Below are 13,196 nucleotides of genomic sequence, written 5' to 3' on the forward strand. Positions count from 1 at the left end.
GGTCAGGCGAGCAGGCGGGCCAGCTCCGTTGTCAGGGCCTCGCGCAGGTGCGGGGCGTCGGCCCGTTCCACCCGTACGTCCGTGCAGTCGACCCAGCTCGCCGCCTCGACCAGGGCCTGGGCCACCGCCGGCGCGGCCTTGAGGCCGTCCAGTCTGACCTGCTTGGCGACCAGGGTGCGTCCCTCGCGCGCCGGGTCCACGCGGCCGACGAGCCGGCCGCCGGCCAGCACCGGCATCGCGAAGTAGCCGTGCACCCGCTTGGGCTTGGGCACGTAGGCCTCCAGGCGGTGGGTGAAGCCGAAGATCCGCTCCGTGCGTGCCCGTTCCCAGATCAGGGAATCGAAGGGCGAGAGCAGCGTGGTGCGGTGACGGCCGCGCGGGACCGTCTCCAGGGCCGCGGGGTCCGCCCAGGCGGGCTTGGACCAGCCCGCCACCGTGACCGGCACCAGACCCGAGTCGGCGATCACGGCGTCGACCTGCTCGGCCTTGAGGCGGTGGTAGTCCGCGATGTCCGCGCGCGTGCCGACCCCCAGGGACTCGCCGGCCAGGCGGACCAGGCGGCGCAGGCACTCGGTGTCGTCCAGGTCGTCATGGAGCAGCGCGGCCGGGACCGCGCGCTCCGCGAGGTCGTACACCCGCTTCCAGCCGCGGCGCTCCACGCACACCACCTCGCCGTACATCAGCGCGCGCTCGACGGCGACCTTCGTGCCCGACCAGTCCCACCACTCGCTGGTCCGCTTCGCGCCGCCCAGGTCCGTCGCGGTGAGCGGGCCCTCGGTGCGGAGCTGCTTGACGACCTGGTCGTAGGTGCCGTCGGGGAGGGGGTGGTTCCAGTGCGGGCGGTTGCGGTAGGCGCGGCGGCGGAAGGCGAAGTGGGGCCACTCCTCGATGGGGAGGATGCAGGCGGCGTGCGACCAGTACTCGAAGGCGTGTGGTCGTGCCGGAGGCGCGCCAATGGAGACAGGCTTCCAGTACGCGTCCTCGACCGTCTTGCGGCCGACCGCGCCCAGGCGGGCGTACGGGATGAGTTCGTGGGAGCGGGCGAGGACCGAGATGGTGTCGAGCTGCACCGCGCCCAGGTGCCGGAGGACGCCACGGACGCCCGCACGGCGGTCGGGGGCGCCGAGGAAGCCCTGTGCGCGGAGGGCGAGGCGGCGGGCCTCGTCTGCGGACAGGTCCGTGGCGGGGGGCGGGAGGGTCGTCATACGTCCGCACGATAGGGGGTGGGTCTGACAGTGGCCGGGGCGGCGGCGCGTGCAAGGTGCCCGGTGCTGGTGTGGGCCGGGGGTGGGTGCGCGGCCCGGCGTTGCGGGGTGCCTCCCCCACTCTCGGCTTCGCTCGAGCGGGGGGACCCCCATCGCCCACCCCGTGCCGCCCCAGCGGCACGATTGCCCGCAGCTACGGCGACATGCGCTGCCGGCAGCTCTGCCGTGGCTAAGGCGTCGGCAAGTACTGGGCCGTCGACGGGAGGGCCAGGTCCGAGGGGAGGAGGGAGGCGATCCAGCAGTCTCGGCGTACGCCCTTGTTGTTGACCGCGGAGCGCAACGTGCCCTCCATGGTGAAGCCCGCCCGATGGGCCACCGCGCGGGAGGCCGTGTTGCCGACCTCGGCGCGCCACTCCAGGCGGTCGATCGCCCGCTCGGTGAAGGCCCAGCGTGCGACGGCGAGGGCGGCCTCCGTGACGTAGCCCCGGCCGCGGAACTCCTTGGTGCCCCAGAACCCGATCTCGCCGACGCCCAGGGAGATCATCGTGATGCCGAGCATGCCCACCAGGTCTCCGCCGGGGAGGAAGACGCCGAAGGTGAACACCGAGGCGTTCGCCCAGCCGTCCGGGACCATCTGCTCCGTGAAGCCCCGCGCGTGCTCGGGGAGGTAGGGCGAGGGAATCGGCGTCCAGCGCTGGATGTCGGGATCCTGGCAGGCGGCGTACACGGCATCGTTGTCCTGGGGGCCGACCGTGCGCAGGACGAGGCGCTCCGTGGTGAGGGTGACGGGTTCCATCGGCCGATTCTGCTCGGCTCCCGTGGCGGGCGCCATCTTTTTGCCCTACGTGAACATGTGGTCACTTTCCGCTCAATTCACCGGGGGGTGCGGCACCATCCGCGGGGCCCGGACGTTGAACCCGGTGACGGCAGACAGCGAAGCTGGATGCAAGGAGTGGACGGTCCCGTACGGCGGGCCTCCCGGGGTGGCGGGGTCCTCGCATACGATGGCCGTTGCTCAGTCCGTGACAGGAAACCGACCGTCCCAGGCCCGACCGGCAAGGAGACCAACCCCCGTGTCCGTCCTCTCAAAGATCATGCGTGCAGGCGAAGGCAAGATCCTGCGCAAGCTGCACCGCATCGCGGACCAGGTCAACTCCATCGAAGAGGACTTCGCCGACCTCTCCGACGCCGAGCTGCGGGCCCTCACCGATGAGTACAAGCAGCGCTACGCCGACGGCGAGAGCCTGGACGACCTGTTGCCCGAAGCCTTCGCCACCGTCCGCGAGGCCGCCAAGCGCGTCCTGGGCCAGCGGCACTACGACGTGCAGATGATGGGCGGCGCCGCCCTGCACATGGGCTACGTGGCCGAGATGAAGACCGGTGAGGGCAAGACCCTCGTCGGCACCCTGCCCGCCTATCTCAACGCCCTGTCCGGCGAAGGCGTGCACATCGTCACGGTCAACGACTACCTGGCCGAGCGCGACTCCGAGATGATGGGCCGCGTCCACAAGTTCCTCGGTCTGTCCGTCGGCTGCATCCTCGCCAACCAGACGCCGGCCCAACGCCGCGAGATGTACCGCTGCGACATCACCTACGGCACGAACAACGAGTTCGGCTTCGACTACCTGCGCGACAACATGGCGTGGTCCAAGGACGAACTCGTCCAGCGCGGCCACAACTTCGCCATCGTCGACGAGGTCGACTCCATCCTCGTCGACGAGGCCCGTACGCCGCTGATCATCTCCGGCCCGGCCGACCAGGCCACCAAGTGGTACGGCGACTTCGCCAAGCTGGTCACCCGTCTGAAGAAGGGCGAGGCCGGCAACACCCTCAAGGGCATCGAGGAAACCGGTGACTACGAGGTCGACGAGAAGAAGCGCACCGTGGCCATCCACGAGTCGGGCGTCTCCAAGGTCGAGGACTGGCTGGGCATCGACAACCTCTACGAGTCGGTGAACACCCCCCTGGTCGGCTACCTGAACAACGCCATCAAGGCCAAGGAACTCTTCAAGAAGGACAAGGACTACGTCGTCCTCGACGGCGAAGTCATGATCGTCGACGAGCACACCGGCCGTATCCTCGCCGGCCGCCGCTACAACGAGGGCATGCACCAGGCGATCGAGGCGAAGGAAGGGGTGGACATCAAGGACGAGAACCAGACGCTCGCCACGATCACCCTCCAGAACTTCTTCCGCCTCTACAAGCGCCACGACCAGAACGAAAAGGAACAGCCCGGTCTGTCCGGCATGACCGGTACGGCGATGACCGAGGCCGCCGAGTTCCACCAGATCTACAAGCTCGGCGTGGTGCCCATCCCGACCAACCGGCCGATGATCCGCGACGACCAGTCGGACCTGATCTACCGCACCGAGGTCGCCAAGTTCGAGGCGGTCGTCGACGACATCGAGGAGAAGCACGGCAAGGGCCAGCCGATCCTCGTCGGCACCACCTCGGTCGAGAAGTCCGAGTACCTCTCGCAGCAGCTCAGCAAGCGCGGTGTCCAGCACGAGGTGCTGAACGCCAAGCAGCACGACCGGGAGGCGACGATCGTCGCCCAGGCGGGCCGCAAGGGCTCCGTGACGGTGGCGACGAACATGGCCGGCCGTGGTACGGACATCAAGCTCGGTGGCAGCCCCGAGGACCTCGCCGAGGCGGAGCTGCGCCAGCGCGGCCTCGACCCCGAGGAGCACATCGAGGAGTGGGCCTCGGCCCTGCCCGCCGCCCTGGAGCGGGCCGAGCAGGCCGTCAAGGCGGAGTTCGAAGAGGTCAAGGACCTGGGCGGGCTCTACGTGCTCGGTACCGAGCGGCACGAGTCGCGCCGTATCGACAACCAGCTGCGCGGTCGTTCCGGCCGCCAGGGCGACCCCGGCGAGTCCCGCTTCTACCTCTCCCTGGGCGACGACCTGATGCGGCTGTTCAAGGCCCAGATGGTCGAGCGCGTGATGTCCATGGCGAACGTGCCGGACGACGTGCCGATCGAGAACAAGATGGTCACGCGGGCGATCGCGTCCGCCCAGTCGCAGGTCGAGACGCAGAACTTCGAGACGCGTAAGAACGTCCTGAAGTACGACGAGGTCCTCAACCGCCAGCGCGAGGTCATCTATGGCGAGCGCCGCCGTGTTCTGGAGGGCGAGGACCTGCAGGAGCAGATCCAGCACTTCACGAACGACACGATCGACGCGTACGTGCAGGCCGAGACCGCCGAGGGCTTCCCGGAGGACTGGGACCTCGACCGGCTGTGGGGCGCCTTCAAGCAGCTCTACCCGGTGAAGGTCACCGTCGAGGAGCTGGAGGAGGCGGCCGGTGACCGGGCCGGCCTGACCGCCGACTACATCGAGGAGTCCATCAAGGACGACATCCAGGAGCAGTACGAGTCGCGTGAGACGCAGCTCGGCTCCGAGATCATGCGCGAGCTGGAGCGCCGGGTCGTGCTCTCGGTCCTGGACCGCAAGTGGCGCGAGCACCTCTACGAGATGGACTACCTCCAGGAGGGCATCGGCCTGCGCGCGATGGCGCAGAAGGACCCGCTGGTCGAGTACCAGCGCGAGGGCTTCGACATGTTCCAGGCCATGATGGAGGGCATCAAGGAGGAGTCCGTCGGCTACCTGTTCAACCTGGAGGTCCAGGTCGAGCAGCAGGTCGAGGAGGTTCCGGTCGAGGACGCGGCGCCGTCCCTGGAGAAGGGCGCGCAGGACGCGGTCCCGGCCCAGGCGGGGGCGCGCCCGGAGATCCGTGCCAAGGGGCTCGACGCCCCGCAGCGCCGGGACCTGCACTTCTCCGCGCCGACCGTGGACGGCGAGGGTGGTGTCGTCGAGGGCGACTTCTCCACCGACGGCGAGCCCGCGCAGGCCACGTCGGACGGGCTCACGCGCGCGGAGCGCCGCAAGCAGGCCAAGGGCGGACGACGCCGCAAGAAGTGACGGTGCGGTGCCGCAGGGCGCCGTAGCGGTGGAAGGGCCGGTCACCCGTGGTGGCCGGCCCTTCGGCGTTGGCGCCGGGCGGTGGGCCGTGGACGGTCGCCGGCGGGGTCGTCAGGCGTCGTCCGCGTGGGGCCTGCGGGGGCCGCCGAGCTCCACCGCGGTGCAGCGCCAGCGAAGGTCCTGGCCCCGTTCCAGCCGGAAGGCCATCGCGCGCAGCTGGTCGCCCGCGCCGATGCGGGCGAAGACCTCCAGGGCGCCCGGCCGGGGCTCGAAGTAGCCGATGTCCCGGACGACGGGGAGGGCGCCGCGGGTGCGCAGGGGGCCGCGTTCGGCGAGGTGGGCCAGGTCGTCGTAGGCGCGGCCGACGGTGTGGCGGAGCATCGAGTGCACGGGGCGCCGGCCGCTGAGCACATGGAGCAGCAGCTCGGCGAAACGGTCCGTGGGGCGGACCTGCGGGACGGGGCGGCGCGGGATCTGGGCAGGGACGAGAGGCGGGGCGGGAGGCGCGGCCAGAGGCGCTGTGGAGGGCGGGGAGGGCCGGTGGGCGCCCGGTGCCGCCGGGGGCGTTCCGGTGGCCCGGCCGGGGCCCTGTCCCGCCGTGGGCGGGCGGGTGTCCGCCGGCCTCGTGCGGGCCCGCGAGGACCGGCCCGGGGAGCCCGGCGGGCGGCCCCCGGACGGCGCGGTGCGCGCGGGCCGTCCGCCGGGCCTGCGGGGCGGAACGCCACTCGGGGCGCGGGACGCGGCGCCGGGGCCGGACGGGGCGCCGGGGCCGGGCGCGGCGTCGGGGGTGGGAAGGAGCGGGCTGCTGGGGCGGAGCTGGGTCCTGGTCATGACCTTGTGCATGGGGGTCCCCGTTCGGCGGCCCGGGTGATACCGGGCAGTAACTTCGTGGTTGGGGATCTTGTACGGGGTGGAGGGGCCGGACGGCAAGGAGGAGGGCGGCCGGACCGAGGGAGCCGCGAGGTTCACCTATCAGAGTGACCGCCATGGCCCGGAAGCCCGAGATGGAGCGGGCGGAGCGGGTGACTTCCGGGGCCGGGGGTGGACGCCTCGGGCGGCGCGGGTGGGGACCCGAAAGGGGACACCGCGGCTCCGGGTGGACGAGGGGGGCAGTTGGGCTCGACTGCGCGCGCCGGCACCCATGCCGCTGCGCCCGACTCGACGCACCGCGGGAGAGGGGCGGGGGCATGTGGCCGAGAACGGGATGTCCGCCCGCACGTATCCTGAAAGCCCTTCCCGGGCGAAGTCTCCGACACGAAAGCGGCAGCCTCATGCGCGTCTACGTCCCCCTGACCCTGGCCGGCCTCGCCGAGGCGCACCGGACGGGAGAGCTGGGGGCCGGGCCGCTCCCCGCCCACGCCGTCACGCCGGCGCTGCGCGAGTGGTACCAGTCGGACGACATCGAGGAGCTGGAGTACGCCGCCCTGGGCCGGGCCGCCCAGGCCTCACTGCGACTGCTCGCGGCCGCCCCCAGTGCGGAGTGGCGCCGCGTCGTGGTCGCCGTCGACGTACCCGACGGCGCGGTCTCGGCCGGCCCGGACGGGGCGCCCGACGGCGCGGCGCCGGGCGAGGTGCGGGTCGCCGGGCCGTTGCCGCTGGCCAAGGCGGCCTCGGTGCACGTCGACTCCGTCGACGCGAAGGCGGACGTGACCGCCGCGGCCCAGGCCCTCGCGGCGGCGGACGGCGGGGACGACGACGCCCGGTCCGTGGTGGACGGCGCCGAGGACCACGAGCTGCTCTGGTACGCCACGCAGGAGATCCCCGGCCTGGTGGAACCCGGGCGCTGACACCGCGGCCTGCCGATTGTCAGTGGCGGCGGGTACGTTTTCGGGCATGGGGATGCAGACAGGGGCGCACATCGTCTGGGACTGGAACGGGACGCTGTTCCACGACAACGACGCGATCATCGGGGCGACGAACGCCGCCTTCGCCGAGCTGGGCATGACGCCGATCACGATGGAGCAGTACCGGGCGCTGTACTGCGTGCCGGTGCCGAAGTTCTACGAGCGGCTGCTGGGCCGGCTGCCCACCGACGCCGAGTGGGAGGTCATGGACGCGACCTTCCAGCGCCACTACACCCGGCACCGGGCGGCGTGCGGGCTCACCGAGGGGGCGGCCGAGCTGCTCGCGGGCTGGGGGTCGGCGGGGCGGAGCCAGTCGATTCTCAGCATGTACGGCCACGAGGAGCTGGTCCCCCTGGTCCAGGGGCTCGGGATCGAGGCGCACTTCATACGGGTCGACGGGCGGATCGGGCCGTCCGGGGGCAGCAAGGCGGAGCACATGGTGCGGCACCTCGAGGAACTGGCGGTGTCCGGGGTGGAGCCCGCGCGGACCGTGGTGATCGGGGACGCCGCCGACGACGCGGTGGCCGCGCGGTACGTGGGCGCGGGGGCGGTGCTGTACACCGGGGGATCGCACAGCCGGGCCAGCCTGGAGGGGGTCGGCGTGCCGGTGGTGGACACCCTGGTGGAGGCCGTGGCGGAGGCGGAGCGGCTGGCGGCGTGAGCCGGTGGGCGCCGCCGGGGCCGCGTGCGTGGCTGTGCGGAACGTCCAAGTTCCGGGCATGGTTTTGTACACATGCGGCTCGTGACGAGGGGCCCGTCCGGGGCGATAGCCTGGTGGCGTGATCAGCGCGATAGTTCGCGGGGGCACAGGTGCCCCTGCCCTGCGCCCGGTACGCACGGACCACATCCGTGTCCGGGCGGCGGTCGCTGGTCCTCGCGAGCGGGACGGGGCGCCACAGGCTCCCCGCACGGCGCCGCGCACACCCCGGACGGTGACGGCGAGAGCGATGTCACACCCGGCCGGTGCGGCGACATTGGCTGGTATGCCCCCGCTCCTCTCATCTTGCGGCATAGCGTCGGAGCAGACCGGACACCCCGCGTCTCGACGTCGTGCCGGAAGGCAGGAGACCGTACTTCCTTCTACGTCACGCAACGGCGCGCGACAGGAGCCAGAGGACAATGCAGACCAAGCTGGACGAAGCCAAGGCCGAGCTGCTCGAAAGGGCTGCGCGGGTAGCTGAGAACAGCCCGGTCGGGGGGCACCTACCGACTGGGACGACGGACAAGGGAACCCCGGGCACCCCGGGCACCCCGGCCCCGGACCACGCATCCGTGTTCGCCTTCCTCCGGCGTTACTACCGGCACACCGCCCCGGAGGACCTGGCCGACCGCGACCCGGTCGACATCTTCGGAGGCGCCGTCTCGCACTACCGGCTGGCCGAGAACCGCCCGCAGGGCACGGCGAACGTGCGGGTGCACACCCCGACGGTCGAGGAGAACGGCTGGACGTGCAGCCACTCCGTCGTCGAGGTGGTCACGGACGACATGCCCTTCCTCGTCGACTCCGTGACCAACGAGCTGACCCGTCAGGGCCGCGGCATCCACGTCGTCGTCCACCCGCAGATCGTGGTGCGGCGCGATGTCGTCGGCAAGCTGGTGGAGGTGCTCGACGGCCGGCCCACCGCCGACCTCCCGCACGACGCGCACGTCGAGTCCTGGATCCACGTCGAGTTCGACCGCGAGACCGACCGCGGCGACCTCAAGCAGATCACCGCCGACCTGCTGCGCGTCCTCAACGACGTCCGCGAGACCGTCGAGGACTGGGGCAAGATGCGGGACGCGGCCGTCCGCATCGCGGAGGAGCTGCCCGCGGAGCCCACCCCGGACGACCTCCCCGCGCGGGAGCTGGAGGAGGCCCGCGAGCTGCTGCGCTGGCTGGCCGACGACCACTTCACCTTCCTCGGCTACCGCGAGTACGAGCTGCGCGGGGACGACTCCCTCGCCGCCGTCGCCGGTACCGGCCTCGGCATCCTGCGCTCCGACCCGCACCACGAGACCGACGAGAGCCACCCCGTCAGCCCGTCCTTCGAGCGGCTCCCGGCCGACGCCCGGGCGAAGGCGCGTGAGCACCGGCTGCTGGTGCTGACCAAGGCGAACAGCCGGGCCACCGTGCACCGGCCCTCGTACCTGGACTACGTCGGCGTCAAGAAGTTCGACGCGAGCGGCAACGTCGTCGGTGAGCGGCGTTTCCTCGGACTGTTCTCCTCCGCCGCCTACACCGAGTCCGTCCGCCGGGTGCCGGTCGTCCGGCGCAAGGTGGAGGAGGTCCTGGAGCGGGCCGGGTTCTCACCCAACAGCCACGACGGCCGGGACCTGCTGCAGATCCTGGAGACGTACCCGCGCGACGAGATGTTCCAGATGCCCGTCGAGGAGCTGGAGCCGATCGTCACCTCGGTGCTCTACCTCCAGGAGCGCCGCCGCCTGCGGCTCTACCTGCGGCAGGACGAGTACGGCCGCTACTACTCGGCGCTCGTCTACCTCCCGCGCGACCGCTACACCACCGGCGTCCGGCTGCGGATCATCGACATCCTGAAGGAGGAGCTGGGCGGCACCAGCGTCGACTTCACGGCCTGGAACACCGAGTCGATCCTGTCCCGGCTGCACTTCGTGGTCCGGGTCCCGCAGGGCACCGAGCTGCCGCAGCTCTCCGACGCCGACCGGGAGCGCATCGAGGCCCGCCTCGTCGAGGCCGCCCGGTCCTGGGCCGACGGATTCGGCGAGGCGCTGACCGCCGAGGTCGGCGAGGAGCGCGCCGCCGAGCTGTTGCGTCACTACGGAGGCGCCTTCCCCGAGGGGTACAAGGCCGACCACGGCCCGCGTTCCGCGGTCGCCGACCTCGGTCACCTGGAGCGCCTCGACGAGAAGAAGACCTTCGCGCTGAGCCTGTACGAGCCGGTCGGCGCCGGGCCCGAGGAACGGCGTTTCAAGATCTACCAGAAGGGCGGCTCGGTCTCCCTGTCCGCCGTGCTGCCGGTGCTCAGCCGGCTGGGCGTCGAGGTGACCGACGAGCGGCCCTACGAGCTGCGCTGCGCCGACCGCACGACGGCCTGGATCTACGACTTCGGCCTGCGGATGCCGAAGTCGGTGGCCGGCGGCGCCGACTACCTCGGCGACGACGCCCGCGAGCGCTTCCAGGACGCCTTCGCCGCCACCTGGAACGCCCAGGCGGAGAACGACGGCTTCAACTCCCTCGTGCTCAGCGCCGGGCTGACCTGGCGGCAGGCCATGGTGCTGCGGGCGTACGCCAAGTACCTGCGGCAGGCGGGCTCCACGTTCAGCCAGGACTACATGGAGGACACCCTCCGCAACAACGTCCACACCACGCGGCTGCTCGTCTCCCTGTTCGAGGCGCGGATGGCCCCCGAGCGCCAGCGCGCCGGGCGCGAGATCGTCGACGCGCTGCTCGAAGAGGTCGACGCCGCCCTCGACCAGGTCGCGAGCCTCGACGAGGACCGGATCCTGCGGTCCTTCCTCACCGTCATCAGGGCGACGCTGCGGACCAACTTCTTCCAGGAGGCGGCGGGCGGCAAGCCGCACGACTACGTCTCCATGAAGTTCGACCCGCAGGCCATCCCGGACCTGCCCGCTCCGCGCCCGGCGTTCGAGATCTGGGTGTACTCGCCGCGCGTCGAGGGTGTGCACCTGCGCTTCGGCAAGGTCGCGCGCGGCGGTCTGCGCTGGTCGGACCGCCGGGAGGACTTCCGCACCGAGATCCTCGGCCTGGTCAAGGCGCAGATGGTGAAGAACACCGTCATCGTGCCGGTCGGCGCCAAGGGCGGCTTCGTCGCCAAGCAGCTGCCCGACCCGAGCGTCGACCGCGACGCCTGGATGGCCGAGGGCATCGCCAGCTACAAGACCTTCATCTCGGCGCTGCTCGACATCACCGACAACATGGTGGCCGGCGAGGTCGTGCACCCGGCGGACGTCGTCCGGCACGACGAGGACGACAGCTACCTCGTCGTCGCCGCCGACAAGGGCACCGCGAAGTTCTCGGACATCGCCAACGAGGTCGCCGAGTCCTACAACTTCTGGCTCGGCGACGCCTTCGCCTCCGGCGGCTCCGCGGGCTACGACCACAAGGGCATGGGCATCACCGCCCGCGGCGCCTGGGAGTCCGTCAAGCGGCACTTCCTGGAGCTGGGCGTGGACACCCAGACCCAGGACTTCACCGTCGTCGGCATCGGTGACATGTCCGGCGACGTGTTCGGCAACGGCATGCTGCTCAGCGAGCACATCCGCCTGGTCGCCGCCTTCGACCACCGGCACATCTTCATCGACCCGAACCCGGACGCGGCCACCTCGTACGCCGAGCGCCGCCGCATGTTCGACCTGCCGCGCTCGTCGTGGGAGGACTACGACACCGAGCTGCTCTCGGCCGGCGGTGGCATCTTCCCGCGTACCGCCAAGTCGATCCCGGTCAACGCGCACCTGCGCGAGGCCCTCGGCATCGAGGCCCGGGTCACCAAGATGACCCCGGCCGACCTGATGAAGGCGATCCTCTCGGCACCGGTGGACCTGCTGTGGAACGGCGGCATCGGCACCTACGTCAAGGCGTCCACCGAGTCCAACGGCGACGTCGGCGACAAGGCCAACGACGCCATCCGCGTCGACGGCAAGGACCTGCGGGTCCAGGTCGTCGGCGAGGGCGGCAACCTGGGCCTGACCCAGCTGGGCCGGATCGAGTTCGCCCGCACCGGCGGCAGGATCAACACCGACGCCATCGACAACAGCGCGGGCGTGGACACCTCCGACCACGAGGTGAACATCAAGATCCTGCTCACCGGCCTGGTCAAGGACGGCGACATGACCGTCAAGCAGCGCAACAAGCTGCTCGCCCAGATGACCGACGAGGTCGGCGCGCTGGTCCTGCGCAACAACTACGCGCAGAACACGGCGATCGCCAACGCGCTCGCCCAGTCCAACGACATGCTCCACGCCCAGCAGCGCTTCATGCGCCACCTGGTCCGGGACGGGCGTCTCGACCGGGCGCTGGAGTTCCTGCCCACGGACCGTCAGATCCGCGAGCGCCTCAGCACCGGCCAGGGCCTCACCGGCCCGGAGACGGCCGTGCTGCTGGCGTACACGAAGATCACGGTCGCCGAGGAGCTGCTGCACACCTCGCTGCCCGATGACCCGTACCTCAAGGGTCTGCTGCACGCGTACTTCCCGACGGCGCTGCGCGAGCAGTTCCTCGACCGGATCGACAGCCACCCGCTGCGCCGGGAGATCACGACGACCGTCCTGGTCAACGACACGGTCAACACGGGCGGTACGACGTACCTGCACCGGATGCGCGAGGAGACCGGCGCGTCGCTGGAGGAGATCGTGCGGGCGCAGACCGCGGCCCGGGCGATCTTCCGCTCCTCCCCGGTGTGGGACGCGGTGGAGGCCCTGGACACCACGGTCGACGCCGCCGTGCAGACCCGGATCCGGCTGCACTCGCGCCGCCTGGTCGAGCGGGGCACCCGTTGGCTGCTCAACAACCGGCCGCAGCCGCTGGAGCTCGCCGAGACGGTGGAGTTCTTCGCCGAGCGCGTCGAGCAGGTCTGGTCGGAGCTGCCGAAGCTGCTGCGCGGCGCGGACGCGGAGTGGTACCAGCACATCTTCGACGAGCTGACCGCCGCCGGCGTCCCGGACGAGCCGGCCACCCGGGTGGCCGGGTTCTCCTCGGCCTTCCCGACGCTGGACATCGTGTCGGTGGCCGACCGCATGGGCAAGGAGCCGCTGGAGGTCGCCGAGGTGTACTACGACCTCGCCGACCGGCTGAGCGTCACCCAGCTGATGGACCGGATCAGCGATCTGCCCCGCACCGACCGCTGGCAGTCCATGGCCCGCGCGGCGATCCGCGAGGACCTGTACGCGGCCCACGCCTCGCTCACCGCCGACGTCCTGGCGGCGGGCAACGGCACGTCCACGCCGGAGCAGCGGTTCAAGGCGTGGGAGCAGAAGAACGCGGCGATCCTCGGCCGGGCCCGCACCACGCTGGAGGAGATCCACGGGTCGGACGCGTTCGACCTGTCCAACCTGTCGGTGGCGATGCGGACGATGCGGACGCTGCTGCGCACGCACGGGTGACGGTGTAGCCGCCTGAGCAGGGCTTGGCGGGGGGGCCCCGGGGGGTTTTTGGGCAGGGCCGAGCACCCGCGCCCCCGCGCCCCGCCCCCGCCCCCCTTGCCCCCCCCGGGCCGCGCCCGCGCCGGCCGGCCCCCCCGGGTGCCCCGCCCATC

At 71.4% G+C, this 13,196-nt stretch carries 7 protein-coding genes; 4 read left to right on the top strand and 3 right to left on the bottom strand.

Going from position 1 to position 13,196, the window contains the following annotated elements; genetic code table 11:
• Positions 1-2: 2 nt before the first annotated feature.
• Positions 3-1,205 (bottom strand): winged helix-turn-helix domain-containing protein, encoded by a 1,203-nt coding sequence (locus ACFWR9_RS25310; RefSeq protein WP_383846005.1) that lies wholly within the window; start codon positions 1,203-1,205, stop codon positions 3-5.
• 229 nt (positions 1,206-1,434) lie between these two features.
• Positions 1,435-2,001 (bottom strand): GNAT family N-acetyltransferase, encoded by a 567-nt coding sequence (locus ACFWR9_RS25315; protein ID WP_383846007.1) that lies wholly within the window; start codon positions 1,999-2,001, stop codon positions 1,435-1,437.
• A gap of 277 nt (positions 2,002-2,278) precedes the next feature.
• Between ACFWR9_RS25315 and secA the strand changes: the two genes are divergently transcribed.
• The gene (gene secA / locus ACFWR9_RS25320; protein ID WP_383846009.1) at positions 2,279-5,125 is read left to right on the top strand and encodes a preprotein translocase subunit SecA; all 2,847 of its coding nucleotides are present in this window, start codon (positions 2,279-2,281) and stop codon (positions 5,123-5,125) included.
• A gap of 111 nt (positions 5,126-5,236) precedes the next feature.
• Here secA and ACFWR9_RS25325 read toward each other — a convergent pair whose 3' ends face one another.
• Complete coding sequence (locus tag ACFWR9_RS25325) at positions 5,237-5,968, bottom strand: Rv3235 family protein (protein WP_383846011.1); 732 nt, start codon at positions 5,966-5,968, stop codon at positions 5,237-5,239.
• Between the two features lie 428 nt (positions 5,969-6,396).
• On the opposite strand from ACFWR9_RS25325, the gene ACFWR9_RS25330 reads away from it, so the two are divergent.
• The 3 genes from ACFWR9_RS25330 to ACFWR9_RS25340 all read left to right on the top strand — a co-directional run bounded on the left by ACFWR9_RS25330 (position 6,397) and on the right by ACFWR9_RS25340 (position 13,044).
• Positions 6,397-6,912, top strand: coding sequence for a DUF6912 family protein (locus ACFWR9_RS25330; RefSeq protein WP_383846013.1), 516 nt, complete (start codon positions 6,397-6,399; stop codon positions 6,910-6,912).
• A gap of 46 nt (positions 6,913-6,958) precedes the next feature.
• The gene (locus ACFWR9_RS25335; RefSeq protein ID WP_383846015.1) at positions 6,959-7,630 is read left to right on the top strand and encodes an HAD family hydrolase; all 672 of its coding nucleotides are present in this window, start codon (positions 6,959-6,961) and stop codon (positions 7,628-7,630) included.
• A gap of 458 nt (positions 7,631-8,088) precedes the next feature.
• A complete protein-coding gene (locus ACFWR9_RS25340; RefSeq protein WP_383846017.1) occupies positions 8,089-13,044 on the top strand; it encodes an NAD-glutamate dehydrogenase in 4,956 nt (1,651 codons plus the stop codon).
• Positions 13,045-13,196: the final 152 nt, after the last annotated feature.

It is taken from the genome of Streptomyces sp. NPDC058534 (genome assembly GCF_042717365.1).
GTDB lineage: Bacteria > Actinomycetota > Actinomycetes > Streptomycetales > Streptomycetaceae > Streptomyces.